The 26514-nt window shown below is 58.1% G+C and carries 25 protein-coding genes and 1 pseudogene; 11 read left to right on the forward strand and 15 right to left on the reverse strand.

What is annotated here, in order from left to right:
• Nucleotides 1-211: 211 nt before the first annotated feature.
• Complete coding sequence (locus ACGHIZ_RS02930; protein WP_390449038.1) at nt 212-1345, reverse strand: hypothetical protein; 1134 nt, start codon at nt 1343-1345, stop codon at nt 212-214.
• 536 nt (nt 1346-1881) lie between these two features.
• Between ACGHIZ_RS02930 and ACGHIZ_RS02935 the strand changes: the two genes are divergently transcribed.
• Nucleotides 1882-2841 (forward strand): tRNA dihydrouridine synthase, encoded by a 960-nt coding sequence (locus tag ACGHIZ_RS02935; RefSeq protein WP_390449041.1) that lies wholly within the window; start codon nt 1882-1884, stop codon nt 2839-2841.
• A 147-nt stretch (nt 2842-2988) separates the two neighbouring features.
• On the opposite strand, the gene ACGHIZ_RS02940 is transcribed toward ACGHIZ_RS02935, so the two are convergent.
• The 3 genes from ACGHIZ_RS02940 to ACGHIZ_RS02950 all read right to left on the reverse strand — a co-directional run bounded on the left by ACGHIZ_RS02940 (nt 2989) and on the right by ACGHIZ_RS02950 (nt 5232).
• Nucleotides 2989-3255 carry a ribbon-helix-helix protein, CopG family gene (locus ACGHIZ_RS02940; protein ID WP_390449044.1) on the reverse strand — a complete coding sequence of 89 codons (267 nt, stop codon included), beginning with the start codon at nt 3253-3255 and terminating at the stop codon, nt 2989-2991.
• 852 nt (nt 3256-4107) lie between these two features.
• Nucleotides 4108-4353, reverse strand: coding sequence for a glutaredoxin family protein (locus ACGHIZ_RS02945; protein ID WP_390449047.1), 246 nt, complete (start codon nt 4351-4353; stop codon nt 4108-4110).
• Between the two features lie 51 nt (nt 4354-4404).
• A complete protein-coding gene (locus ACGHIZ_RS02950; protein ID WP_390449051.1) occupies nt 4405-5232 on the reverse strand; it encodes a TipAS antibiotic-recognition domain-containing protein in 828 nt (275 codons plus the stop codon).
• Nucleotides 5233-5373: 141 nt separating this feature from the next.
• On the opposite strand from ACGHIZ_RS02950, the gene tsaA reads away from it, so the two are divergent.
• Nucleotides 5374-6111 (forward strand): tRNA (N6-threonylcarbamoyladenosine(37)-N6)-methyltransferase TrmO, encoded by a 738-nt coding sequence (gene tsaA / locus ACGHIZ_RS02955; RefSeq protein ID WP_390449054.1) that lies wholly within the window; start codon nt 5374-5376, stop codon nt 6109-6111.
• 112 nt (nt 6112-6223) lie between these two features.
• Nucleotides 6224-7438 carry a MalY/PatB family protein gene (locus ACGHIZ_RS02960; protein ID WP_390449057.1) on the forward strand — a complete coding sequence of 405 codons (1215 nt, stop codon included), beginning with the start codon at nt 6224-6226 and terminating at the stop codon, nt 7436-7438.
• Nucleotides 7439-7533: 95 nt separating this feature from the next.
• Here the strand turns inward: ACGHIZ_RS02960 and ACGHIZ_RS02965 are convergent, their stop codons facing one another.
• Complete coding sequence (locus ACGHIZ_RS02965) at nt 7534-8013, reverse strand: pyridoxamine 5'-phosphate oxidase family protein (protein ID WP_118081398.1); 480 nt, start codon at nt 8011-8013, stop codon at nt 7534-7536.
• Nucleotides 8014-8055: 42 nt separating this feature from the next.
• Nucleotides 8056-10860 (reverse strand): ATP-binding protein, encoded by a 2805-nt coding sequence (locus ACGHIZ_RS02970; RefSeq protein ID WP_390449060.1) that lies wholly within the window; start codon nt 10858-10860, stop codon nt 8056-8058.
• A 213-nt stretch (nt 10861-11073) separates the two neighbouring features.
• Between ACGHIZ_RS02970 and ACGHIZ_RS02975 the strand changes: the two genes are divergently transcribed.
• From ACGHIZ_RS02975 to ACGHIZ_RS02985, 3 genes are all read left to right on the forward strand, one after another.
• Nucleotides 11074-11499: a potassium channel family protein gene (locus tag ACGHIZ_RS02975; RefSeq protein WP_117717010.1), complete on the forward strand. Its 426-nt coding sequence runs from the start codon at nt 11074-11076 to the stop codon at nt 11497-11499.
• A 36-nt stretch (nt 11500-11535) separates the two neighbouring features.
• Entirely contained in the window at nt 11536-12069 is a 534-nt protein-coding gene (locus tag ACGHIZ_RS02980; RefSeq protein ID WP_117717011.1) for a TIGR00730 family Rossman fold protein, read from the forward strand.
• A gap of 125 nt (nt 12070-12194) precedes the next feature.
• Entirely contained in the window at nt 12195-13496 is a 1302-nt protein-coding gene (locus ACGHIZ_RS02985; protein WP_390449064.1) for a chloride channel protein, read from the forward strand.
• A 94-nt stretch (nt 13497-13590) separates the two neighbouring features.
• Here ACGHIZ_RS02985 and ACGHIZ_RS02990 read toward each other — a convergent pair whose 3' ends face one another.
• The 5 genes and pseudogenes from ACGHIZ_RS02990 to ACGHIZ_RS03010 form a co-directional block, all read right to left on the reverse strand.
• Nucleotides 13591-14058: an EamA family transporter gene (locus ACGHIZ_RS02990; protein WP_390449857.1), complete on the reverse strand. Its 468-nt coding sequence runs from the start codon at nt 14056-14058 to the stop codon at nt 13591-13593.
• A pseudogene (locus ACGHIZ_RS02995) lies at nt 14053-14466 on the reverse strand (EamA family transporter); the annotation flags it as partial. The gene ACGHIZ_RS02990 and the pseudogene ACGHIZ_RS02995, both read right to left, overlap by 6 nt.
• Before the next feature lie 451 nt (nt 14467-14917).
• Nucleotides 14918-15616 (reverse strand): ABC-2 transporter permease, encoded by a 699-nt coding sequence (locus tag ACGHIZ_RS03000; protein ID WP_390449067.1) that lies wholly within the window; start codon nt 15614-15616, stop codon nt 14918-14920.
• Nucleotides 15613-16494, reverse strand: a complete 882-nt coding sequence (locus tag ACGHIZ_RS03005) for an ABC transporter ATP-binding protein (RefSeq protein WP_195240227.1) — start codon at nt 16492-16494, stop codon at nt 15613-15615. Before ACGHIZ_RS03005 ends, ACGHIZ_RS03000 begins: the two co-directional genes overlap by 4 nt.
• Nucleotides 16495-16517: 23 nt before the next feature.
• Nucleotides 16518-16898, reverse strand: a complete 381-nt coding sequence (locus ACGHIZ_RS03010; protein ID WP_055309996.1) for a GntR family transcriptional regulator — start codon at nt 16896-16898, stop codon at nt 16518-16520.
• A gap of 566 nt (nt 16899-17464) precedes the next feature.
• Between ACGHIZ_RS03010 and ACGHIZ_RS03015 the strand changes: the two genes are divergently transcribed.
• The 3 genes from ACGHIZ_RS03015 to ACGHIZ_RS03025 all read left to right on the forward strand — a co-directional run bounded on the left by ACGHIZ_RS03015 (nt 17465) and on the right by ACGHIZ_RS03025 (nt 20647).
• Nucleotides 17465-19078: a peptide chain release factor 3 gene (locus ACGHIZ_RS03015; RefSeq protein ID WP_390449070.1), complete on the forward strand. Its 1614-nt coding sequence runs from the start codon at nt 17465-17467 to the stop codon at nt 19076-19078.
• 156 nt (nt 19079-19234) lie between these two features.
• Nucleotides 19235-19957 carry a VUT family protein gene (locus ACGHIZ_RS03020; protein WP_390449073.1) on the forward strand — a complete coding sequence of 241 codons (723 nt, stop codon included), beginning with the start codon at nt 19235-19237 and terminating at the stop codon, nt 19955-19957.
• Nucleotides 19958-19966: 9 nt separating this feature from the next.
• Nucleotides 19967-20647: an SDR family NAD(P)-dependent oxidoreductase gene (locus ACGHIZ_RS03025; RefSeq protein ID WP_196032399.1), complete on the forward strand. Its 681-nt coding sequence runs from the start codon at nt 19967-19969 to the stop codon at nt 20645-20647.
• 50 nt (nt 20648-20697) lie between these two features.
• Here the strand turns inward: ACGHIZ_RS03025 and ACGHIZ_RS03030 are convergent, their stop codons facing one another.
• A complete protein-coding gene (locus tag ACGHIZ_RS03030) occupies nt 20698-21423 on the reverse strand; it encodes a uracil-DNA glycosylase (RefSeq protein ID WP_250786957.1) in 726 nt (241 codons plus the stop codon).
• Between the two features lie 88 nt (nt 21424-21511).
• The gene (locus tag ACGHIZ_RS03035; RefSeq protein WP_390449077.1) at nt 21512-22414 is read right to left on the reverse strand and encodes a DMT family transporter; all 903 of its coding nucleotides are present in this window, start codon (nt 22412-22414) and stop codon (nt 21512-21514) included.
• Nucleotides 22415-22571: 157 nt separating this feature from the next.
• Between ACGHIZ_RS03035 and ACGHIZ_RS03040 the strand changes: the two genes are divergently transcribed.
• Nucleotides 22572-23438 carry a LysR family transcriptional regulator gene (locus tag ACGHIZ_RS03040; protein WP_390449081.1) on the forward strand — a complete coding sequence of 289 codons (867 nt, stop codon included), beginning with the start codon at nt 22572-22574 and terminating at the stop codon, nt 23436-23438.
• Nucleotides 23439-23465: 27 nt separating this feature from the next.
• Here the strand turns inward: ACGHIZ_RS03040 and ACGHIZ_RS03045 are convergent, their stop codons facing one another.
• Nucleotides 23466-24848, reverse strand: a complete 1383-nt coding sequence (locus tag ACGHIZ_RS03045) for an MATE family efflux transporter (RefSeq protein ID WP_390449084.1) — start codon at nt 24846-24848, stop codon at nt 23466-23468.
• Nucleotides 24849-25026: 178 nt separating this feature from the next.
• On the opposite strand from ACGHIZ_RS03045, the gene ACGHIZ_RS03050 reads away from it, so the two are divergent.
• Complete coding sequence (locus ACGHIZ_RS03050) at nt 25027-25839, forward strand: putative RNA methyltransferase (protein WP_390449087.1); 813 nt, start codon at nt 25027-25029, stop codon at nt 25837-25839.
• Between the two features lie 125 nt (nt 25840-25964).
• Here the strand turns inward: ACGHIZ_RS03050 and ACGHIZ_RS03055 are convergent, their stop codons facing one another.
• Entirely contained in the window at nt 25965-26366 is a 402-nt protein-coding gene (locus tag ACGHIZ_RS03055) for a hypothetical protein (RefSeq protein WP_390449090.1), read from the reverse strand.
• Nucleotides 26367-26514: the final 148 nt, after the last annotated feature.

Below are 26514 nucleotides of genomic sequence, written 5' to 3' on the forward strand. Positions count from 1 at the left end.
TTTCCGAGAAGTGAGCGAGTCAAAATGGACCCCCGAAGCGCTAACACTTATTGAAGGCGGTTTCCTGCGGTTTTGATTGTTAAATCCTGCGGTTTTGGCGTCAGAAAATGTCGATGTTTCGGGGGTCAAAAAACGGTCGTTCACTTCTTGGAAAAGTATTAGACCTCGAGATATAGACGATGTTTGCGAGCGGCAATTAGAGCGTAAGCCTTTAGTTCTTCTTTGCAGAGAGCATGAGCCTAATTTCCGGATGGGTGTATTCGTCGAACTCTTCTTTGGGCTCGGTGTCAAAGGTGTAGTACGACCTGATAGATTCGTCTTCCGTCTTGATGCTGATTTCTTCATATAGGGAGCCGGCTAAAAATGCCTGCTTAAATTCATCCGACAGGCTGCACGGCGTGAGGAGGCCCGGTGTGGCAACGGAAACGTCCAGCCCATTGAGCGGGGCATAGAGCGTCGCGATATCCTGCTCGGCGCGGGCGAGGTTGTCTGCAAGGCTTGCCTCGGGGTCGATCTGACTGATGTAATCGACGTCCGTGAGCATGCCGTCTGCATCAAAAGAAAGGTAGATATAGGCTGCTTGAGCGCCGAGGTCATTATCGCGTAGATAGCCGATTATGCGGTAGCCGTAGTCGTGATACGACTCGTATGGGTTGTCTGCTGCGACGCGTTCGCACACGGGCTCCAAGGCATCTTGCGCGATGGCGAGCTGCTCGGCGGCTGCAGCCTTTCTTACCTGAAGCGCGTTATTTCCCTGGACAAACTGCGGGATGTAGACGCCAAGCAGCACAATGGCGGGCACCACCGCGAGAGCTATGATCTGCTTCTTGACGCTTGGAATCGTCACGCCGTATGCGTTTGCCATGGCCTCGGCATTGCTCGAGGTTTCGGCTAGCACGTCTGCCGCCGTGGCGACTGCCCCTACGGCGCCGGCGACCTCGGCGGCACCGCCCAGGTTGCGCGCGAGATCGTTATCGCTGTTCTTGAGCAGGCGGCCGGCAGCTTGCGTGGCAAGCACGCCGGCGACCTCCGCGGAACGGTCCTTGTTGGTCTGGGCTACCGCAAGCCTGCTCTGCAGCTCCTTCCACTGTTTGCCCTGCATTCCAAAGCGCGGCGCAAGAGCGCAATAGCAAAAGATGGCGAGTTCGATAACGGTGAGTGCGATGGCGGTATATATGCCCGCGGGTTGGAATTCTTTTTGGTGGAACGCGATATCGTTAATCATTTGGAGCGGCAACATCAACAGGCATGCCACGAACGACATGACGAGTGCGGTCGCTGCGATCTTGGGGTATGTGCAGTACCGCTGGATGCGTTTCTTTTCTTGCTCGGTGAGCTGCTGCATGGGGCCTCGACTCTCATCGTTTTTCGGGGGCGATGTGCACACGCTCTTGAGTATAGATGAGTGGAGGGTGTCTGTTGTTCAAACGTAGTGTCAACGGCATGGTGTTGGTGGTTGTCGTGATCATGAACGTCGTTTTTGGAGCATGGAGTCGCTGTCGTGGGGCGAATGACGCGCAAGGGGGTTGCCGTGGGACAGTCTCTCACTGTTTGTGAGCGCCAGCAAATCGAAGGTGAATGGTTTTCCGAGAAGTGAGCGACCTATTCTGGACCCCTGTAGCATTCGCACTTTTGGATGCAAAAACCGCAGGATTTGAGCGACAAAACCGCAGGAAATGGCTCTCCAAAAGTGTCGATGTTTCGGGGGCTCGATTTCACTCGTTCACTTCGCGGAAAAGCATTCACCTTCGTTGCGTGAGGCGACGGATGGAAGGGTGATTATCGTCAAGTAGCCACCTCTGCCTTGTGAATCATCTGAAGCACAAGGCATAATGCATGTGACAAAGGGACGGCCCCTTTGCCGCATTGATCTGAGAGTAGATGTTGATGATTCTTTCGCTTGCCCCCATGGAGGGGATTACCGGGCATGTGTTCCGTCGTGTGCATGCGGAGTGCTTCGGTGCGCTCGATTGCTATTACACGCCGTTTTTGCCGCCGCCGCGGGTGGGAAACCGCTTTGGGGGCAAGGCGTTTAAGGAGATCGATCCTGCCAATAACCAGGGGCTCAACGTAGTGCCTCAGCTGATGTCCAAGAACGCAGACGAGTTTGTGTGGGCGGCACAGGTGCTCGCCGACATGGGCTACCGCGAGGTCAATCTCAACTTGGGTTGCCCCTCGGGAACGGTTGTCGCCAAGGGCAAGGGCTCGGGTTTCTTGCGTAATCTCGACGAGCTCGAGGTATTCTTGAGTGACGTGTGCGAGCGATCGCCGTTGCCGGTGTCGGTCAAGACCAGGCTGGGTCTGGAGAGCGATGACGAGTATGAGCGCGTGCTCGACCTTTACTGTCGCATGCCGCTGGCAGAGCTAATCGTGCATCCGCGTGTGCAAAAGGACCGCTATACGGGCTCGCCGCGCAAGGAGTTCTATGGCGAGACGCTGGAGCGTGCGCCGTTCCCGGTTGCCTATAACGGCGATATTTTTGATCTTGAGGATATGGATGCGCTGGTGGAGGCCTATCCCGGCACACGCCATGTGATGCTGGGGCGTGGCTTGCTCGCGAACCCTGCGCTGGCACGCATGGTCAACGGCGGTCCTGCTGCCACAGCAGCCGAACTGCAGCGCTTCCACGACACGCTGTTTGCGGCCTATGCAGAAGAGATCGGCGGCAACGCGGTCTTTCGCATGAAGGAGTGGTGGTTCTATGCCAAATGCGCCTTCGCCGACCCCGCTACCGTTCACAAGCTCGTGCGTAAGACCAAAAAGGTCGACGAATACCGCGCCGCCGTCGAGCGCGTCTTTCGCGAACAGCCACTTGCGCCCATAGCCCGCTTCCACGGCTAGTTAGTCGTTGGGGACGCACTTTAACGACTAGTCATTTAAAAGAACGTCCCGAATGACTATGTTGCAAAATACCGTACGCCAGCATCCAAAGATGTTGAAAAATGTCGACTTTGGATGCTGGCGTACGTCTTTGGGCTCGGTGGATAACTAGGCAATCATTGCATCGATCGTGATGAGCTCCCTGAGTCGCTCTGTGCGTGTCTGCCCATGGCGCTTTGCTTTTGCATCAAACGCATCAAGAACCGACTCACCCACACGTGCCGATAAAACAACGCTTGGCTCATCAGAGATCGGCGGTCTTCCCAGCTTGATGGTGCGACCCTTCGGCCACTCATCTTTTTCGTATGCCTCCGCGGCTTTCTCCAACTCTCCGGGGGCAAATCCCATCATCTTTTCGAGCTGCTTAGCGTCCATAGCGCTTCCTATCGATTGACATAATGTCGAGCGCTGGTTCTCGGAATCTCTTTTTGTATACAGTTTTGTAGACAAAAATACAAGCAGTTTATCAAACTAATTAGCGTGTATTGACTAGTTTTTTCGATAGGAAATGAGCATCGATGGCTTCGCTATTTCTTCGCTTTCCAGTCTGGAACATGAGCGCTCATTGAACCTGCAGAGGGGGCACTTTAACAAACTATCGAGATTCTGGCCAGGAGCTTTCACCGGTCTTCGGTGGTGAGAACAGCTCAATTCGCGACACAGTGTGTCGCGAATTGGAGTAGTCGCTGAGTGTTCTTTAACAACTAGTCATTCAAGAAGAGAGCGTCTAAGTGCCGGAATTGCCATTTTGAGTCGTCCCTAACGACTATTCTGGAGGTCTGTGTGCAAAAAAGGGCAAATATGAGTACTGTTGCCATTATGGTTGCATTTATTTTGTTCAAAAATGAGGTCCCTGATGAGATTTAATACCATTAGGCGTCTCTTTTATTGAACATATGGGGAGGAATAACGCCGTCTGCGGGCGCTTGGGGCGTTGAATGATCCCTGAAATGATTAAAATCGCTGTTACTAAACAAGTAGCAGTACTCATATTTGCCATTTTTTGAGCACGGTCCTCTAAGGAGCCCTTTCCAGAGATGTCAGATGGCCTCAAACAGCCATAATCCAAAGGCCGTCTCAAACAACGAGTCATTTAAGAACGTCCCCAATGACTACCCCTGCAAAAACTGTACACCAGCATCCAAAGATGTCGAAAAATGTCGATTTTGGATGCTGGTGTACATGTTTGGGTCGTATGGGTTGGGGCCAGCCGACCGCAATAGAACGCTAGAGCAGGTTCTTCTGTGCCCACGCGATGATATCGCTCGACTCGTAGAGTGGCTTGCCGTCGATGAACAGGCAGGGAACCTGGCGTTTTCCGCCGACGGCGATGAGCGTCTGCTCGGCTTCGGTATCGGTCGAGATATTGCGCTCGGGAATGGTCACGCCGTTATCGGCAAGGAAACGCTTGACCTTTATGCAGTACGGGCAGCCGGTCATAACGTACAGCGTGAGCTCAGGATCAGTAGCCATAGGTCTCCAATCGGTTGAGGTTTTGATTGAAATACCCAAAGCCGCCGCGGTCTATGCGCGGGCCAGCGACGACTCGATGGCCTGGACCAGAAACGCCGTGGCTCCGGTGCCGCAGGGCTTGTCGTAGTAGTCAACAAAGCGCTGGTCGGCAAGATAGCCGTGGGCGAGGCCCAGATACGCTTCGTCTTGGGGCTCGCATCCCCAGTTGAGAGCAATCCAGCGACGATGCATCGCGACAAGCTTGCGAGCCTCGCTTCCGTCCGCATCGCCGTCGCCCATGGCAATCGAGAGCTGGCCCAGAATAGCGCGTTCAAGTTCCTTCATGTCGTTCCATGCCTCGGGGTCCATGTCCAGCAGCGCTTCGTTTGCTGCATCGATAGCCTCATCGCCATAGCGCGCCCGAGCCTCGGCGCCGTAGCGTTCCTCGTTTTCCTGCACGGTGCGCCAGCGCTCCAGTTGCGGCAGGACGGCGCCCATGAGCGAGACGGCTTCGTCGAGCGACATGCCGGTGTTTTGCGCCAGGCGCGGGGCACAGTCCTCGATCATTGCCTCCATCGTGGTGTCGTAGGTGTACTGGCCGTGGTCGTAGCACCACTTGCAGTAATGATCGGTCGTGGCGCCCGTGGCATCGGTGCCGCAGTCGCCGGGCGTGAGTATCATGCCGCAGCTCTGGCAATAGTGCTCGGGCATTTCGAGCAGGTGAGACAGGGGCTCGCCGGTCACGGCGGCGATGAGCTTCATCATGTCGATGCCCGGTGTGACCTCGCCACGCTCCCAACGGCTGACGGCTTGGCGTGTGACGAAGAGCTTGGCGGCGAGTTGCTCTTGGGTGAGGTGATGAGCGCGACGGACAGCGATGAGCTTTTCTGCAAAGGCCATAACGGCTCCTTTCTGCTGGTTGATGGCTTAAGCATACGCGGCAGCAGGCGCCCTTCCAAGCAACCGTTGGTTGCACGACGGGGGACCGCGGCGAAGAATTGCACGCAACGCCCCACACCTCCATGCCGTACAATGACCGGCATGGAACCTATCGCACACATACATACCGACCTGCCGCAGAAGTTCGGCATTCCGCGCAACAGCTTTTTGGCGCCCCATCTGCAGGGACGCATCGTTTTTGAGCCGGAATTTGCCTCCAATGTAGCGGTTGAGGGTCTGGACTCCTTCTCTCACCTATGGCTGCTGTGGCGCTTCGAAAACGGAACGCCCGGTGGCACGGCTAAGGACATAGCTGCCGATGCCAGGTCGCAGGACAGGTCCGGCACCAACGTCAAGTGGTCGAAGACTGTGCGCCCGCCGCGTCTGGGCGGAGCCGAGCGCGTGGGCGTGTTTGCCACGCGGAGTCCGTTTCGCCCTAATCCCATCGGTCTTACCTGCGTCAAGCTCGACCGTGTCGAGCTCACCGACGATGGCCCCATCATCCATGTGCTGGGGGCCGATCTGCGCGACGGCACGCCCATCTACGACATTAAGCCCTACATTCCATTTGCCGACTGTCACCCGGATGCGACGGGCGGCTGGATTGAAGACGCGCCGTGGCAAGAGCTCGACGTCGAGTTCCCGCAAGCACTGCAAGACAAAGTTCCAAGCGCAAAGCTCCCTGGCTTGGTCGAGGTCCTGCGCCAAGATCCGCGCCGTGCGGGCAGCAAGCACGAGCCAAACCGCGTTTACCACTTGGCTTACGCCGGACTCGACATATCGTTTACGGTTGACGGAGCCAGGTTGACGGTAGTCGCCGTCAACGACGCGCAAGACTAACCAGCCATTCGTCCGCACCCGTCAAATTAAGCGCTAAACCTCATGCCAAAATCGCCCGTGCTGGTGGACAATAGCGCCTACCAAAACAATCAACTTTGCACGGGAGCTCAGCATGAAATACGACTTTACCTCACTTATCAATCGACACAACATGGACGCCATCGCCGTTGACTCTTGGGGTGAGATTCCCGGTATGGCTCCGAACGCACCCGACGAGGGTTTCGACCGCATTCCCATGTGGGTGGCCGACATGAACTTTGCCACGGTGCCCACGGTCCAAGAACACATCATTCAGCGCGCGCAGCATCCCATGTTTGGCTATTTCAATCCGAGCGACGAGTACTTTGACCGCATCATCGAATGGCAGAGCCGCCGCAATGGTGTCGAGGACCTGCTCCCTGGGCATATCGGCTACGAAAACGGCGTGCTGGGCGGTGTCGTGTCGACGTTGCGCGCGTATGTCCAGCCGGGCGATGCGGTGCTGGTCCACAGCCCCACCTACATCGGCTTTACCAAGTCCATCGAGGCCGCGGGCTATCGCATTGTCCACAGCCCACTTAAACTCGACGACCAGGGCGTGTGGCGCATGGACTTTGAGGACATGGAGCGCAAACTCGCCCAAAACCACATTCATGCCGCAGTGTTCTGCTCGCCGCACAATCCCTGCGGCCGCGTATGGGAGCGCGATGAGATCGAGCGCGCCATGGACATCTACCGCCAACACGATTGCGTGGTGATCTCGGACGAGATTTGGTCCGATATCATTCTGCCGGGTCACAAGCATATCCCGACGCAGTCGGTGAGCGAGGATGCCCGCATGCGCACGGTTGCCCTCTATGCGCCGAGCAAGACGTTTAACCTAGCGGGTCTGGTCGGCAGCTACCACATCATCTACAACGAGACGCTGTGCGACCGCATGTGCGCCGTGTCTAACAAGACTCACTACAATGAAATGAATGTCCTCTCCATGCATGCGCTTATCGGTGCCTACCAGCCGCAGGGCTACGAGTGGGTGGACGAGCTCAACCAGGTGCTTGCCGGCAATATCGAGTACTTCTGCGATTACGTGGACGAGCATTTTGGGGGCGTGTCCTATTCGCGTCCGCAGGGCACGTACATGGTGTTTCTGGACTGCACCGAGTGGTGTCGCGAGCATGGCCGTGATATTCAGTGGCTGCTCGACGAGGGCGCCCGCGTGGGCGTGGGGTATCAGGATGGCCGTCCGTTCCACGGGCCCTGCCACATTCGCGTGAATCTGGCGCTGCCGCTTTCGCGCGTAAAGGAGGCGTGCGACCGCCTAGACCGTTACGTTTTTAATGCACGGTAAGTGTGCCCTGCATGCGGGGCCTTCTGCCAAGTCGGCTGGAAGGCCCCGTGTGGTAAGGCATCTGTAACCATTGGGCGCAGACCTGCTGCGGAGGTTTATTTTTCCTGAATCTGCTTACCGCAGAGATGCTCAATCGTAATCTCGTAGAGCTGGACGCCCTTAATGTCCTTGGCGATTTCCTCCTCGACTTCTTCGGCAGAAGGGTAGTACTTAAGCGCGAGCTGGCGGACTTTGTCCTCGATAAACGCGGGGGTGTCATTCGCCAGGCGACAACGGCCAAAGACCACGGTACTCATAACGTAGGGAGCCCAGTCACCGTCCTGGTACCACTCGTTGCCGTAAACGGTAAAGCAGACCTTGTCATCGCGCTTGAGTGCGTCGACCTTGTGGCCAGCCTTGGCGCCATGGAAATAAATCTTGTCGTGCTCGTCGTCAAAGAAGTAGTTGACGGGAATGGCGTACGGGTAGCCATCGTCGCCGTTGACGGCAAAGACGCCGCGCTTGCAGGTAGCGAGCAGTTCGCGCGCTTCCTCGTCGGTGATGGCACGTTTCTTTCGACGTAAGGGCCTAAACATCGTTGGCTTCCTTTCTGGTCGTGCGTGGTGGTTGAGCACAAACTATAGCGAAACGGATCCGTTTTTCTTGATGCGGGCGAGTATGTTTTTGAGCTTGTTAAAGTCGAGCGGTTTGGACAGATGGGCGTTCATGCCGGCATCGTGTGCCGCCTTGGCGTCCTCGGCAAAGGCGTTGGCGGTGAGCGCGATGATGGGGATATCGGCTGCATCGACCTTCTCGCTCAGACGAATCGCGCGGGTTGCCTCATAGCCGTCCATGCCCGGCATCATGATGTCCATCAGAATCGCATCGAAGCTGCCGGCGGGACGACTAACGTATAGGTCGACTGCTTTGTTGCCGTCGGCGGCGCGAGTCACGACGATGCCTTCGCTTTCGAGCAGAGCTTGGGCAATCTCGGCATTGAGTTCGTTATCTTCTGCCAAAAGGACGTTCATGCCGGCGAGCGAGCAGCTGCTTACCTGCGTGTCTGCGCATTCTTTTATCTGAGGGTCCTTGTCGATATCGAGCGGAATCCGGACGTCAAACGTACTCCCCACGCCAACCTCACTCGAAATCTCAATCGTGCCGCCCATCATATCGATGAGCGATTTGACGATAGACATGCCAATGCCGGTTCCTTGGAACTTGCTGCGCGCATCGTCGCCTTCCTGGGCAAACGGCTCGTAAATGTGTGCCAAAAACTCGGATGTCATACCAATGCCGGTATCCGAGACGCTAAAGCAAAACACGGCGTGCTCGTCGTCGACCGGTTTGATGGTCGATGAGAACGTGACGGTGCCTCCGTGCTTGTTGTACTTGATGCTGTTGTCGAGCAGGTTGACAAGGATCTGCCGAATATGGGTGGGGCTGCCGATCATATATTGGTCGACAGCGTAGGGCTCGCTGGTGTCGAGCATGGTTATGCCGCGGTCCGATGCGCGGAGCTTGCACAGTACGAGCGCATTGTCGCACAGCTCTTTAAGGTTGAATGATTCGTGCTCGAGCGTCACTTTGCGCTCCTCGATCCTGCCCATCTCGAGGATGTCGTTAATCAGTGACAGCAGGTGATTGGCAGCAACGCGCGCCTTGGCGCGGCTTTCGCGGGCGACCTGCATGTCGCCTTCTCTCAATTCCTCAATTTCGATAAGGCCCAGGATGCCGTTGAGCGGCGTGCGGATGTCGTGGCTCATGCGCGTGAGGAAAGCGGTTTTGGCGGCGTTGGCGGCATCGGCTTTCTGCCGTTCCTCCTGTGCGCGGTAAAGCGACCAGACAAGGATGACGATGCCGGTGAACAAAATGCAGATGACGACTGCCGCAATGACGATGCGGTTGCGGTAGAGAAGTCGGAACGCATCCGATTCTTGCGCCGAGTACGATGTGGGGAAATAGCTGTTTGCAGAGAGCGATTCACCTGCATTGACGATGCCCTTATTGATGATTCCCAGCAGCTCGGGCTTGCCGCGCGAAATTAAACACGATAGTTGCGCCGTGTTGGTGAGTTCCTGTGTTTCGAAATCCTCGATGTCGTAGATGTCGCGGAGAGTTTCCAGGCGCGTGCTGGGGACAATGATGCAACGTGCCTTCCCCTCATTGAGGGCTTTGAGCACCTCGCCGTCATTCGAATACTCGGTTACCGTTGCGTTCGGAAAGAGACTTTCGAGCTCAAAACGGTTAACGATTGTGCTCTTTGTACAAGCGATGTTCTTAAGGTCGCTGTTCAGGTTTTTGCCACTGTGAATGGCGGTCAGCGAAACCGTTCCCATCGAGTTTGACTGGATGACCCCTGTCTGCTCGGCGAGCCAGTAGTCGCGAAACAACGGCAGGGCGACATCGATGGTTCCGTTGGAAAGGGCTTTGATCATTTGCTTGTTGTTCGAGAGTGCGATTGTTTTGACCGTAATGTCAAACTTGTCGTGCAACGTCGTTGCAAGCGAGGCGAGCGACCCTTCCATCTCGCCGTCGTCATTTTGCGTACAGTAGGGAAGTTGGTTTTTAAGATAGCCGAGCGTGATGGTATTGCCGTTTTCTTTGAGCCAGGTGGTCTCGGTGCCGGTGAGCGATGACGAGCCACTGTTTTGGGTCGAGTAACTCGATTTGACTTCCTCGTTATAGCGCGGGTTATCGCGGGCGATGGTCGTCATGGCGGCGTTGATGTCGTTCATCAGGTCAGGGCGGCTTTTAGGAACGGCAAAATAGTAGTCGCTCGAGCCTACGTAGAACATGGGTGACGCATCGGGCGACGAAATGGTGTCGTTCATGATGACGGCGTCGACCTCGCCGTCTGCAAGCGCCTCAAAGAGGGCGCTGCCGGTGTCGATTTCTTTATAGGTGCAGGTAACGTCTTCGTTGGCGAGCCACTGCTGGCCGACGATAGTTTGCATAACGCCAGAGTTGCAGCCGATGGTGAGGCCTTGGAGCGCCTGAGGGTCACCCTTGGCCAGATCGTCGCGGTCGGGCCTGGCGTAGATATAGTAGCGCTCGGTGCCCTCGGGATTTGAGGAAAAGAGCAGCTTCTGCTCGCGTTCTGCCGAATACGAGATGTTGGGCATGAGGTCGATTTCGCCTGCCTCGAGCATGTCCATAAGCTCGGAGAAGGTGCCGCTAACGTATTCGTATTGCCAGCCCTTTGTGTAATACGAGAGGGTCTGGAGGTACTCGTAGCCCCATCCCGAGAGGCGCTCGCCCGGCGTGCCTTCCTGGAAGCCTTTGTTGTTGACGAGCCAGCCAACGCGGACCGTCTTGACCTGCTGGTCGGAGTCGGCGGCAAAGGCGGGGGCAGGCATGACGGCGCTCAGCACGGTGAGTGCGGCAAGCGCGACAGCCAGGGTGCGGCGTAGGGCTAAGCGAAGGACGGCGGAAGGTTTCACATGAAATCCTATCGAGTTGAGACAGTTTCGCATAAGGATACCAGCTCAGCCTGCCCAGTCGGCCGCCGCACCGCTAAACGGTCCCGTCCGGCAGTTGGGGACAGTCCCTTTCTGCCGGCACAAAAGGAACGTCCCTAACTGCCGGTTGCCTAACTGCCGGTTGTGGGACAATACCGAGCGAATGTGATTGGGCGTCTGGGAAAAGGGGTCGCGATGAACAAGTTGAGGACGCTTGCCGATGTTTTGCGCCAGGCTGGCTTTGCGCGCATCACGGGCCTGTTTCTCGTCTTCTATCTGCTGTGCTCGACGGCCGTCTGGCTGTCCGAGCCCACGACCCTTACGTTTGGCGATGGTCTCTGGTTTAGCTTTGAGACGGTCTCGACCATCGGCTTTGGCGATATCCCGGCCGAAACGCCGGTCGCCCGCGCTATTACCGTCGTCCTGAGCGTCATCAGCATCTTCTACATCGCCATGCTCACGGGTGTGGCGGTGAACTACTGCAATACGCTCATTAAACTGCGCCAAAAGGACACCATGGCGCGCTTTATGGACGATCTTGAGCATTTGGAAGAGCTCGATCGTGACGAGCTCGCTGACCTGTCGCGCCGCGTGCGCGAGTACCGTCGCCGGCAACGATAGAACGGGTGCCGCGCGTCACGACGAGGGGGATTGCATATGAACATCACGGTGTACCTGGGCGCGAGCGTCGGCAACGACCCGGCGTTTCTGCCTGCAGTGCGAGAGCTCGGCACGTGGATTGGCTCCAACGGCCACGCGCTGGTATACGGCGGCTCCAAGTCGGGCCTGATGGGCGCGCTTGCCGATAGCGTGCTCGAGGCGGGTGGACACGTGACGGGTGTTGAGCCGAGCTTTTTTATCGAGGCAGAGTTTCAACACGACGGTATTGACGACCTCATCGTGACGAGTGACATGGCCGAGCGTAAGGCCAAGATGATCGAGCTCGGCGACGCGTTCATCGCTTTCCCGGGCGGTACGGGCACGCTCGAGGAGATTGCCGAGGTCATGTCCGCCGTGTCGTTGGGGCACTTGAGTGCGCCGTGCATCCTGTACAACCTCGGGGGCTACTACAACGATCTTAAGGCGCTGCTCGAGCACATGATTGATAAAGGGCTTTCGAGCCCGAGACGGCAGCACGGAATCTACTTTGCCGACGATTTGCGCGAGATTGCCTCGATTATCAACGGATAAGTCTTGAGCCTGCCCCACTATGACTCCCAATGGTGCCGTTTGCAGCGCAGACGGTTGGCTCGTTCGGGCAACGCTCGCTCTACAATAAAACGTATCTATGCCGACTTTGACCACGGGAGGCCCCGATGGATAGCCTTGCAAAGCCCAAAAACCGAGCACTGTTTTTAGTTAGCGTTGCCGTGACCGGTGCGTTCGCAGGCGCCGCGGTCTGGCTGTTCTTTTTTGCGATGGAGCACGGTATCGACTATCTATGGACCGAGATTCCGCACGCGCTGGGCGTCACTTCGCCCGAGCTTGCCAGCGGCCCGTTTGGCTTTCTGCCGTACCCGTTTTTCGTCTGCTTACTGGGCGGCCTGTTAATCGGTCTGTACGAAAAGCTTACGGGCACCAAGACCGACGACCTCAACCAGGTGATGGCAAAGGTTAAGCAAGACGGGCGCTACCCGTACGACAACCTGGGCAAGCTTTCGCTCGCGGCATTGCTGCCGCTGCTGTTTGGCGGAAGTATTGGACCGGAAGCCGGCCTGACCGGCGTTATCGCGGGCCTGTGCAGCTGGGTCGGCGACCGCATGCGCCGCTTTGGCGCCGAGTTTAGGGAGCTCACGCTGCTGGGCACCCAGGCCGCGCTGACGGCGCTCTTTACCGCGCCCGTCTTTGGCTTTGTGGCGCCGCTTGCCGGTAGCGCCGACGGCCAGGGTGCCAATGACGATGAGTCCGCGTCCGACGAGATCACCATCAAGCTTCCCAAGGCACAGAAGACCATGGTCTACGGCATTGCGATTGCCGGCGGTCTGGGCACCTATCTGCTGCTCGGCCAGCTCATGGGCGGCGGCATGGGCATGCCCAGGTTCGAGTCCGCCGAGGTGGGCAGCCTGGAACTTGTCTGGCTCATTCCGCTGGCGTTGGTCGGCACCGTATGCGGTTGGCTGTACTTTGTCTCTGAGCATGCGAGCGAGGCCCTAGCGCACGCGATGGGGGAGCGTCCTGTCGTTAAGGCAATGCTGGCCGGTCTAGCGCTCGCCATCTGCGGCACGGTCCTGCCCTACACCATGTTTGCCGGTGAGACCCAGGCCGATGTACTTATGGAGACCTACCTCACCATTCCCGTCGGCGTGCTTATCGCGACCGGTCTGGTCAAGGCCATGCTGACGCCCGCCCTTATCAACCTTGGCTGGCGCGGCGGCCATTTCTTCCCCGTCATCTTCTCGGGCGTAAGCCTGGGCTACGGCTTTGCCATTCTTACCGGCGCCGATCCGGTCTTTTGCGTCGCCGTCTGCACGGCCTCGACGATGGGCGCCGTTATGCGTCAGCCGGTCATGGTCGTGGGCCTGCTGCTTATGTGTTTCCCGCTCAAGGGTATCGTCTGCATGATCATCGCCGCAGCCATCGCCGCCGGCATTCCGCTGCCCAAGCCGCTGCGCAAGTAGCACGGCAGCGCGCGGTCAGTACAAACATCTCAAGTCCGGTGCGGGCGCTGTGTCACGGATTTGCGGGTGGACTGGATTTCGTTCGGTATCGGCGCTACTTCCAAATTGCAAGCGCGGCGGTGCCCAGTACGATGAGGGCGAGACCGATGGCGCTGCGGCGGGAGAGTTTTTCGTTGAATGCCAGGCGCGCAAATAGCATCGATACGACAATCGATAGTTTGTCGATCTGCACCACGACACTCACCTGGCCTGCAGCGATGGCATAGTAATAGAGCAGCCACGATGCTCCAGTCGCGATGCCCGATGTTGCGAGAAATGTGAGTTCGCGCCGGTCAACGTGCGCGACCTGCTCCAGTTTTCCCTTGGCTGCCACGATTGCGCATGCCATAACCAGTACCACGCAGGTGCGGATTGCCGTGGCCAGGTTTGACTCAACGCCTTCGATGCCGATCTTGGCGAGGACGGAGGTGAGTGCCGCGAACACGGCGGCGCCGAGGGCGTAAGCGAGCCAGGTTCGGTCTTGCTGCTGCTCGGGTTCGGCGGACTGCTTCTTCTCGATCATTAAAAACGTGCCGAGGGTGATGACAGCGGTTCCCACGAGCTTAACCGCAAGGTTGCTCGTCTCGTCAAAAAGCGCGATGGCGACCAGTGCGGCGAGCACGGTGCTCATCTTGTCGACCGGTACGACCTTATTGACATTTCCGATGCTCAACGCCTTAAAGTAACAGATCCACGAAGCACCGGTAGCGAGTCCCGAGAGGACGAGAAAGAGCCAGGATCTGGGTTCGATGCTGCCGATGGTTCCAATGGATCCAGAAATGCCCGCCATTGCCCAGGCGAAAACGAGCACCACGCAGGTGCGAATGGTCGTCGCGACATCGGAGTCGGTCTGCTTGATGCCGCATTTGGCCAAGATGGATGTGATGCCGGCAAAGAATGCTGACGCAAATGCTGCGACAACCCACGACACGGGTGCGGTACCTCCTTGGATAATGGGTTTATCCTGCGAGTTTTATGGACATGAGGATACCGCCCCACCATGAAGGTTTGATATGGCCGCGGCGAGACGGGGGCCATGTTCCGGGGAACCATTTGGTTAAGGCTCGAATTGAAGGTGAATGTTTTTCCGAGAAGTGAACGAGTAAATATGGACCCCTGGAGCATGCACACTTTTTTCGAATAAAACCGCAGGATTTTTAGGCAAAAACCGCAGGAATTAAGTCCTTAAAAATGTCGATGATACGGGGCGCTGATTTTACTCGTTCACTTCGCGGAAAACCATTCACCTTCAATATGCCGTCGGTCTTTCTTTGGTTGCCAAGAGCTAAACGGCATGCCGTGAAGGGCGGTAGCGACGTTGTTGCTGCTTCGTCTTATCTAGTAAATGAGGTGGCGTGCAGCCCAAGCCCTTTGGCTGTCGATTACAGGTCGCGTGCCCGATAGACCTTGGTGCTGACGGCGCAGCTGATTGCACATAGCGCGAGGGCAAGTGCGGCGATGCCTGCACACAGACAGCCCAGAACGGCAGGGTCGGGATTCGCTCCGGCAATCGACATGAGCCAGTTGCTGATGGGGTTGGAGGAGCTCAGCGTGGCCATGGCAAGGCATCCGAGCATGGCAAACAGGCCAACGGATAGGCGCAGCGCCTCCATGTGTCCAAATCGAAAGAACAGCGGCTGTGCCAAAAACACCATCATGAGGGAGATGAGCATCGATGCTGCCGAGGCGATTGCGATTTCAAAGACCGTCTGTCCCGTCGAAGGAATGCCCGCGCCATTGAAGAGCGGGATGGAGGCGATGCTCAAAAGCGTAGCTGCACATGCCATGAGGGCGGAGAAGACAATAACGCTCAGGTAGCGTGCGCGGATGATGTCTTTGCGCGAGAAGGGCAGCGTTGCCCGGTAGCGCTCCCAACCGTTTTGATTGTCGAAACCGGCCAGTGAGTTCATGACCATGATGGGCGACATGGCACTGACGGCGCAGGCGCCGGCGCTCATACCGGAATCGCCATCCGACGCGTTGACGAGCGTCAGCACGACGAATATGAACAGGCCGACGCCCGCGATGCTCGGGACGAGCGTGCGAACGATAGCGAGCTCGGACATAAAGGCGCGTTTCATTTCGAAGCCCCTTTCAGCATGAGGCGCAGATAGTCGTCAATGGTTGCCCGATCGCAGGGAATCTCGGGGAAGGCCTCGAGCGTTTCGCGACGGTTGGGCACGAGCACGTCCACGCTATAGGCGTGGTGGGCGGCACGGGCACCTTCGACGCAAGCCATAAGCTCGGCGGCCTGTGCTTGGGTGCAGTGGGCGATGCCGGCGCGGTCGGTAATGTCCTCGCGCGGCAGATCAAACACAATCGATCCGTTATCGATGCAGATGATGCGGTCGGCGGCACGATCGAGGTCGGACGTAATGTGGCTCGAGAGCAGCACGCTGTGCTGGCCGTCGGCGACAAAGGCAAGCAGCTCATCGAGCAGCTCCTCGCGTGCCATGGGATCGAGGCCCGCGGTGGCTTCGTCCAAAACGAGCAGCTTGGCATTGTGGCTGAGTGCACAGGCAAGCTGCAGTTTCATGCCCATGCCGCGGGAGAGGTCCTTGACCTTTGTCTTGGGATCGAGGCCAAATCGGTTGATGAATCCGGCGAACGTTTCGCGGTCCCATGTGGGGTACGTCGGGCCTACGAGCGACTCGATCTGGCCCACCCTGAGCGTGGAGGGGAAGGGGCACGTGTCCAGGACAAGACCGACGCGGGAGCGTAGATGGCGTTGCGATTCATCGGGCGCGTCGGCGCCACAGCGCTGCCCAAACAGGTGCACCTCGCCGGCATCGAGCTTTATAAGCCCGAGCGCGGCGCGAATGGTCGTTGTCTTGCCGGCGCCGTTTGCGCCTACAAAGCCAACGATCTGGCCGGGCTCCACAGCGAGCGTGACGTCGCGTAGTGAAAAGCGGTCGCTCACACGGCGTGAGATGCCTTTGAGTTCTAAAAGGTTTTGCATGGTATAGCCTTTCTTTCAGATGGCTACTGCATGGTTTCGGGGGCTACCAGGTCGAGCATCTCGTGCAGTTTGTCGCGCGTGACGCCCAGGGTTTCGGCTTGGCTCGCCGCTTTCGCAAGTAGCTCTTCGATATGGCAGAGCTGGTTTTCGCGCAAGAGTTCCTGGTTGCCCTCGGCGACAAAGCAGCCCTTGCCCTGCACGGTGCAGATAAACCCGAGTTGCTCTAGGTCGGCGTAGGCGCGCTTGGTGGTGATGACGCTCACGCCAAGATCGCTCGCGAGCGCACGGATGCTGGGGAGTTTGGCTCCCGCAGTGAGCGTGCCCGAAAGGATTTGAGCTTTGACCTGCGAGGATATCTGTTCGTAGATGGGCTTATCGCTCGAATTGGATAGGATGATGTCCACAGCGGCTCCTTAGCTGTTGGGCTACACGTGTATATAACCGGTAAGCACAGTATATATACACTATGCACAGTTATGCAAGAGCTAAATGTGGAATAGACCATCGGCGCCGCGCTTGCTCCAAAACAATCTCAATCTGTAACATCTGGGTCCGTTTTTGGTCGCCAGCTGTTACAGATTGAGATGTTATTTTCCCGCCTGCCTATTTGTCTCAATCTGTAACAGTAAGAGTCGATTTGCGCGGCTAGATGTTACAGAACGAGACATTGGCCACCCGTCTATCCTTATATCTCAATCTGTAACATCTGGAACCGATTTGGACGGCTACCTGTTACAGATCGAGATCTTTCTGGGACGCCCACCTGTTTGTCTAAATCTGTAACAGGTAGAGGTTCAAAAACCGTCTAGATGTTACAGATCGAGACAAACTACTGCGGAGTGCCGCCATCGACTGCTACCCTAGGCCCCAACTGATGAATTTGTCCTGATAGGCGCCCTAGAGCGAGATTTCGCGGCTACAATAGTGCGGTTACAACGACGTAATGCACTCAATGCAAGAAAGGATCCGCATGGCAAGCCTGTCGGATGAAATCTCGTCGCGCCGCACATTCGCGATCATCAGCCACCCGGACGCCGGTAAGACCACGCTTACCGAGAAGCTGCTGCTCTATACCGGCAGCATCCAGACCGCCGGCTCGGTCAAGGGCAAGAGCTCGGCTAAGCATGCCGTCTCGGACTGGATGGACATCGAGAAGGAGCGCGGCATTTCCGTTACCTCCTCGGTGCTGCAGTTCACCTACAACGGCGCCTGCGTCAACATTCTCGATACCCCCGGCCACCAGGACTTCTCGGAGGATACCTACCGTACGCTTATGGCCGCCGACGCCGCGGTCATGGTTATCGACGGCGCCAAGGGCGTCGAGGCCCAGACCAAAAAGCTCTTTAAGGTCTGTACGCTGCGCCATATTCCCATCTTTACCTTTGTGAACAAGCTCGACCACGAGGCTCGCGACCCCTTTGAGCTCATGGAAGAGATCGAGAACGTCCTGGGCATCAATACGTATCCCATGAACTGGCCGATCGGCAGCGGCCGCAACTTCCGCGGCGTGTTCGACCGCCAGACCCGTCGCGTTATCGCGTTTGAGGGCGACGGCCACGCCAACGCCACCAAGAAGGTCGCCGAGGTCGAGGCCGAGCTGGGCGATCCGTCCATGGACGAGCTCATTGGCGAGGAGAACCATAAGAACCTGATGGACGACATCGAGTTGCTCGATGGCGCCGGTGACGAGCTCGACCTGGATGCCGTGGCCTGCGGCAAGCTGAGCCCGGCGTTCTTTGGCTCGGCGCTCACCAACTTTGGCGTGGAGCCCTTCCTTAAGGAGTTCCTGCGTCTGGCCCCGACGCCGCGCGCCTATACCGATACGCTCACCAGCGAGCCGGTCGCGCCCGCCGAGAACGACTTTAGCGGCTTCGTGTTTAAGATCCAGGCCAACATGGACAAGAACCACCGCGACCGCATTGCCTTCGTGCGCATTTGCTCGGGCAAGTTCGAGCGCGGTATGGACGCCTTCCACATGCAGGGTAACCGCAAGCTCAAGCTGGCGACGGGCACCTCGATGATGGCCGACGACCGCGCCATCGTGGACGAGGCCTATGCGGGCGATATCGTGGGCCTGTTCGACCCGGGTATCTTTAGCATCGGCGACACCGTGTGCTCCGGCAAGCGCCACGTTCAGTATCCGCAGATCCCGACGTTTGCCCCCGAGATGTTCGCTCGCATTACGCAGGTCGACACGCTCAAGCGCAAGCAGTTCGTCAAGGGTATGGAGGAGCTTGCCCAGGAGGGCGCCATCCAGATCTTCCGCGAGCTTGGTGCCGGCATGGAGAGCGTCATCGTGGGCGTGGTCGGCGTACTGCAGTTTGAGGTGCTCGAGCGCCGCCTCAAGGCCGAATATCGTGTTGAGGTTCGTCGCCAGCCGCTGCCCTATACGGACATTCGCTGGATCCAGAACGACCCTGATACCATTGACATTCCGGCTCTTTCGCTCACGCGCGACACCCTGCGCGTCGAGGACATGCGCGGCGGTAAGCTGCTGCTGTTCACGAGCCCGTGGAACGTGGATTGGGCAACTGACCACAACCCCGACCTTATCCTGTCGGAGTTTGGCAACGTAGCCTTTTAACGCACCAGTGCGGTGGCCCTGCGGGGCCGCCGCGCCGATTGCTTGCCTGATGCCGCGTGAGCGGCTATCATACCCACCGTCGTCTCAAGACCGAGACGTTCGAGCAGTTCGGGTCCGATATCCTGCTCGTTAAACCTAAAACCAAAGGAGCACATAATGATCAAGAAGGTCATGGAGGACTACAAGGTCCTGTTGCGGAGCATTCCCGCGGCAACGGTTTCGCTGTTTATCGTGAGCGTTATCATGATGAATCTGCTGGCCAACAAAGAGCTTATCAGCCTGCCGTATCTGGCACTCGACTGCGGCTTTGTGGTGAGCTGGGTCTCGTTTTTGTGCCAGGACATGATCTGCAAGCGCTTTGGCGCCAAGGCATCCATCAAAATCTCTATCCTCGCGTTGGCGGTCAACCTGGCCGTAAGCCTGTGCTTTTGGCTGTGCTCGCTCACGCCCGGCATGTGGGGCGCCTACTATGACACGGGCATGATCGAGGTCAACACTGCCCTTAACGCCACCATCGGCGGCACCTGGTACGTGGTGTTTGGATCTTCGCTCGCCATGCTCGTTTCTGCCGTGGTTAACTCCACGCTCAACCAGTCGCTCGGCCGCATGCTCAAAAAGAATAACTTTGCGAGCTTTGCCTTCCGTTCCTATGTGTCCACGGGTGTTGGCCAGTTTATCGACAACCTGGTCTTTGCCATTGTGGTGAGCCACACGTTCTTCGGCTGGACCTGGGTGCAGGTCCTCATGTGCTCCCTGACGGGCGCTGTTGCCGAGCTGCTGTGCGAGGTTTTCCTGAGCCCCGTGGGCTACAAGGTCGTGCGCGGCTGGGAGCGCGAGAATGTGGGCTCCGAGTACCTCGAGCGCCACGCAACCGCCTAAGGAGCAAGTATGCGGGTTTTGATCACGGGTGCTTCGGGCGGTATCGGAGCCGCATGCGTGCAACGATTTTTGGACGAGGGCCACGAGGTCGTGGGCTTTGATCTGCTGCCGGCGGCGGTCGAACACGAGCGCTACCGCCATCTGATCGTTGATGTCCGCGAGCCGGGCTCGTTTCCAGGCGACCTTGAACCCCAGGTGATCGTGAACGTTGCCGGTACGCAGGATTCGGCCGATGACATCGCCGCCAACCTGTATGGCACCATCAACGTGACCGAGCGCTACGCCTTTGCGGGGGAGGGGCTTGCCGCCAAGCCGGTGCCGGCTATCCAATCCGTGGTCAATGTGGGGTCGGCGAGCGGGCATACGGGATCGGAGTTTCCTGCCTATGCTGCCAGCAAGGGCGGCGTTATCGCGTACACCAAGAACCTTGCAAACCGCCTGGCGCCGCAGGCCATCGCCAACAGTGTGGACCCAGGCGGCGTTATCACGCCGCTCAACCGTTGCGTGATGGAAGACGAGCGCCTGTGGAATCAGATTATGGAGCTCACGCCGCTTAAACGCTGGGCCACCGCCCAAGAGATCGCCGAGTGGATCTACTTTGTGGGCGTGACCAACCGGTTTATGACCGGACAGAGTCTGTTGATCGATGGCGGCGAGGCCGGCCGCACGCAATTTATTTGGCCCGAATAGGAAACGCGCCCGATGGAAAGCCGTCGGGCGCGTTTTTGATGTATCGATTTTTAGCCGAGGCAAGTCCAGTTGACGGGGGTCGAGCCGTGCTGTTCGAGTAGCCGATTGGCTGCCGAGAAGGGACGCGACCCCATAAAGGCGGGGAGTTCTGCCGTGGCACGATTGGCCGAAAGCGGCGAGGGGTGCGTGGAGGCCAGACAGAACTTGTCGGTTGCCTTGCCCGCGTCAGTTGCGACGAGCTTGCCCTCGACCATCTGCTGGGCAAAGCGGCCCCATGCCAAAAAGACAACCGGTTGAGGCAGCTGGCAGCAGCGTTCGATAACGTAGTCGGTGAGCGTGCTCCAGCCCAGCTTGGCGTGCGAGTTCGCGGCATGCTCGCGCACGGTGAGCGTAGTGTTGAGAAGCAGGACGCCCTGTTGTGCCCATGGCGTTAAATCTCCTGTGGCGGGAATGGGACAACCCAGATCGGCATTGAGTTCCTTGTAGATGTTGCGCAGGCTCGGCGGCAACTTGGTTTGCGTCGCGGGGACCGAGAACGACAGCCCCATGGCCTGGTTGGGTCCGTGATAGGGGTCTTGACCCAAGATGACAACCTTGACCTGGTCGGCCGGCGTGTAGGCGAGGGCATTGAGGATGTCGTCTTGTGCCGGGTAGATAGTCTGCTCGGCACGCAAAAGGGCGATGCGCTCGAGCAGCTGGTTCGTAGTGTCACGTACCGGCTGCGGTGCATCGCCCAACCAAGTTGCTATGTTGCGGTCGCGGGTCGCGGCGTCCATGGGGCTCCTTTACGTCAGATGCTCTGTTGGCATCTATTGTAAAGGCGCACCGGTTGCCTTTATGCCGCGGCTGTATGAAGAGCGGGGTCTACGAGACGTGCTCGGGCGCTCCTGCCATGCGAGCCTGTCCATGTGCGCGGAGGCGCGGAAGCTCGACGGTTGCCACCATGACGCCGGTGAGGATGAGGGCGGCGCCAAAGAAGGCGATGGCGCTCAGGACCTCGCCGACCAGGAAGAACGAGAAGACGGCGGAGCAGACCGGCTCGAGCGAGAAGGCGAAGCCGGTGGTCTCGGCAGGTACGTGGGGCTGCACGAGCGTCTGGGTGATAAAGCCGTAGGCAGAGCAGATGAGTGCGAGCGCAACGACAACGACGATCTCGTTCGGCGTGCTGGGAAGCGTAAAGCCGCCAAAGGCGCATGCGGCGATGCCCGAGAACAAGCCACCGAAGCCCAGCTGCCAAACGCCCAGAGCCAGCGGATCGACTTCTTCGACAAAGCGCTTGGCTACGATAATGTGGCCGGCATAGATAAAGGCCGAGAGCAGCATGATGATCGCGCCTGGATTCAGGCTGGTAAAGTCGGCGCCCGAGAGTAAAAGCATGCCGCAGGTGACGATGGCGGTGCCGATGAGCACCTTGCGCTCGGGGGCGCGACGCAGCAGGGCCGCGTTGGCAAACGGTACGATCACGACCGTCAGGCTCTGCAAAAAGCCGGCGGTGGAAGCCGAGGTGAGGCTGGAGCCCAGGCACATGCAGGTGAGCTCGGTTGCCATGATGGCGCCGATGATGGCGGCACGGACCATAAGGTCGCGGTTGATGCGGAAAGCGCGCTTGTGGAAGAGCACCAGGCAGGCCGCAAAGGCGATGATGCAGCGCAGCGCAACGATACTCGTGGCGTTCATGCTGTCCATGCCGATCTTCATGAGGGGGTACGAAAAGCCCCATGCGAAGGGAACGGAAAATGAGAGTGCGATTGCTTTTTTGCGATCCATGGGACTCCTTTGTTACAGAACGGTTTCGTAAAAAGGATTCTGCTCCCAGATATGGATGTAGTAAAGCGAATGTATCTTCAGTATGATTAAGAAATACTAATGTTAGAAGAAAAAGCCCTGGCAAAACGTTTTAAGGCTATATCGATGTGGAGGCACGATGGCATCGCGGTATCAGATTGTGTGTATGGTGGTCGATTGCGGTAGCCTGAAACGCGCGGCGGACGAGCTGGGCTATACGCAAAGTGCGGTGAGCCAGGCCGTCAAGGCGCTCGAGCGCGAGCTGGGTACCACGCTTATCGAGCGCGGCAAGCAGGGCGTTTCGCTTACGCGCGACGGCAAACAGTACCTGCCGTATCTGCGACAGATCGTAACTGCCGAGGCCGAGCTTGAGGGCAAACGCCAGGAGTTGCTGGGGCTCTCCTCGACTGATATTCGTATCGCGACGTTTACTAACGTGAGCCGCACCGTACTGCCGCGCGTGATTCGCGACTTTGGGGCTCTACACCCTGGCGTACGCTTTACTCTCAAGCAGGGCGATTACACGTGCAACGCTCAATGGGTACACGATGGCGTGGTTGATTTTTGTTTTACGGCGCGCGGATTTACCGCTGGGCTCGAGAAGCGCGTGGTCTATCACGACGAGTTGGTGGCACTGTTGCCGTCCGCCCATCCGCTGACGGCAAAGGAAAAGGTGACGCTTGCCGACCTGGCGTCCGAACCGTTTGTGCTGCTGGATGAGGGCGAACAGAGCCTGGTGCTCGATGCATTCGCGGCGCACGGGCTGTCGCCGCACGTGACGAGTGAGGTGACCGACGACTACACCATTATGGCGATGGTGGAGGAGGGCCTAGGAGTGAGCATGCTCTACCGTCGTACTGTGGAGGGCATGCGAGCCGATATTTGTGTGCGGCCCATCGTGCATGCCCCCTCGCGCGACGTGGTGGCCGCCTGGCGCAGCTGGGACACCATGCCCATCGCCACGAGGCGCTTTATCGACTATATGAGCTCTCATATTGTCAATTAATGACTGGCGTGACGTTGAGTGCGGTGTTTAGCGGGCAGTCGCTTTGACTTGGGCGGCGCGATAGGTGCGTGCTGGGTGGCAGAGCAATACCGCCACGACCATAAAGAATGCCGTGGTGCCCAGGCTGATGGGGTAGACCATCATGATGTTCGCAAAGGTGCGGAAGTGCGGGAACACGCAGAATACCCAGTAGAAGCGGATGCCGCAGACACAGATCATGGTGATGAGGGCGGGCATGAGCGAGATGCCAAAGCCGCGCAGGTAGCCGGACATATTCTCGTAGAACATGCTAAAGGCGTATGCCGGGAAGATCGAGCACACACGGATATAGCCGATCGAGACGATGTTGGGGTCGCTATTAAACAGCGCTAGGATCTCGCGCCCCAGACCGACGATGATAACGATGGTAGTGAGCGCGACGATGCCGCCTTCGACCAGGCAGACCTTAAGGGTCTTGGTGCAACGGTCGATCTGGCGGGCACCGTGGTTTTGCCCCACAAAGGTGGTGCAAGCCTGGCTAAAGCTGTTGAGCAGGTTGTAGCACACGTACTCCAGGCTCATGGCGGCGCTCGATGCCGCCATGACCTCGGTGCCCAAGCTGTTGATGGCGGACTGGATGATGATGTTGGCGACGGCAAAGACGGCGCTCTGGATGCCGGCGGGCAGGCCGATTTTGACGATGCGCCTGAGGGCGACGGGGTCTAAGCCTAAGTCGCGTGGAGTGACGCGGACGACGGAGTCAGTCTTGAGCAGACGGATAAAGAGCGTAGCGGCGCTGACGGTGTAGGCGATGGCGGTGGCGATGGCGACGCCCGCGACGCCCCAGTGGAGTACGGGGACAAAGATGAGGTCCAGGCCAATGTTGAGGACGGTGGACACGGCAAGCGCCTGCAGCGGCATGCGGGTGATGCCGACGGAGCGGAAGATCGCGGCCTCAAAGTTGTAGAGCAAGATCGAGGGCATGCTGAGCAAAAAGACGCGCAGGTAGAGCGAGGCGAGCGGCATGGTTTCGGCGGGAACGTTGAGCGCGGCGAGCATGGGCTCGGCAAAGATCTCGCCCAGCGCGATGACGACAAAGCCCACAAGCGCCATGAGAATCGAGGTGTGGACGGCGCGGCTGACCATGTTCTGATCGTTGCGGCCGATAGCGTTGGCGATGACCACGTTGGAGCCAAGCGACAGGCCAATAAATAGGTTGATCATAAGGCTGGTAAGCGGAACATTGGAGCCAACCGCCGCCATGGCGAGGGTTCCCTGGTCGCCTGAGAAGTTACCGATGATGACCGTGGCGATGAGGTTCGATAGCTGCTCCAAGATGCTCGTGGCGGCCACGGGGAAGGCGAACAGGGGAATATTGCGCCACAGCGATCCGGTGGTCATGTCAATGTGCTTAGATACGGTATCAGCCATGCGCTCTCAATCTCTAACATGCTATATCGTGCTTATTTGCGCAGACGATGATACTCCTAATCGACTAGTCATTGGGGGCGTTCTTAAACGACTAGTCATTCAAGAACGTCCCCAATGACTAGGCGGGGAAGGCGTGCGACAATGGTGGGCGTTGTGTTGTTCGCGCTAAGGAGTTGCCATGTTGTTGTGTCCCGTTTGCCATGAGCCGTTGGTAGACGACGAGCGCGGTGCTGCATGCGCGGGCGGACACCGGTTTGACCGTGCGCGCGAGGGCTATCTGTATCTGCTGCGCTCGTCCAAGAGCGGCGACTCCATGGGCGATCCCAAGTCGCAGGCGCGCAGCCGTCGCGACTTTCTTAACCGCGGTTACTATGCGCCGTTGCGCGATGCGATGGTCGAGCTGGTGCGCGAGCAGGCGTCTGAGCGTGCGGCGTCTACGGACATCCCCATGACCTTGCTCGATATTTGCTGTGGCGAGGGCTACTACACGAGCGCCATGGGTGCGGTGCCGGGCGTGGATGCTTACGGGTTCGACTTGGGCAAAGAGATGGTGCGTCTGGCCGCCAAGTGCGGCGATGCGACCTATTTCGTGGCCAATATGAAGGATATCCCCGTGGCCGATGGTGCCTTCGATATGGTGACCGAGCTTTTTGCCCCCTTTAACGAGCGCGAGTTTGCCCGCGTGCTGGCGCCCGAGGGCTCGCTCTACACCGTGGTGCCGGGTGCCCGTCATCTGTTTGGGCTCAAAGAGGTGCTCTACGACACGCCATATCTCAATGACGAGAAGCTGCCGAAGACTACCGAGCTCGAGTTGGTCGGAACGCAGCGGGTATCTGCGAATATTACGCTCCAGACCCAGGCCGACATCGAGGCGGTGTTCCAGATGACACCGTACTACTACCGCACGCGCCCCGCCGACAAAGAGCGCCTGGCAAACCTGGACAACCTTCAAACCGACATCGACTTCATCATCGCCGAGTACCGCCACTAACCTACCAAAAAGGGACAGGTTTATTTTGGCAGGTTTTATCTGGGCAAATGCAAAGGGCCGACCGCGGAGATGTGCGATCGGCCCTTTTTAGTTGCTTGGCTGCAGAGGCTATGAGAAGCGAGCGCTTACAGGCGGTCCTTGTTCTCGGCCTTGACGGCGTGCGCCTGCTGAACAAAGAACAGGTCGTACACCACGATGACAAAGGCGCCAAAGTTGATGGCGTCGCCGCCAAACGCGGGAAGCGTGAGCACCGCCTGGGCAAGCGTGGCGACTGCAGCAACGATACCGAGCTTAAACGCGCCGTCAACCTGCGAAGGCTTGTTGGCACCCTTGATGCCCGCAACGCCCGCGGCAAGATCGATGAGGCCCTTGGCGACCAGCACGACCGCGGCGAGCATGGCGTTCGATCCGTAGGTGGACTCGAACTTGCCGGTCGCGATGCCGGCGATTCCCATGACGAGACTGGCGATGCCCAGAACAAAATAAATCAGGGCAAGGATTTTGAGTGTCTTGCGAGTGAAGCTCATGGCTGGTCCTTTCGATACGAGTACGCCAACCTGGCGCACCCTATGTGCTGCACATATGGTGAAGCACATTGTAGTTCAACGCGGCGATGCATGCGCCTGAAAGCGTCTCTTGCCTGCACGGTTCAACCTTTCAAAAAGGAAAGCTGGA

This window comes from Collinsella sp. i05-0019-G5, assembly GCF_042851345.1.
Classification (GTDB): Bacteria; Actinomycetota; Coriobacteriia; order Coriobacteriales; family Coriobacteriaceae; genus Collinsella.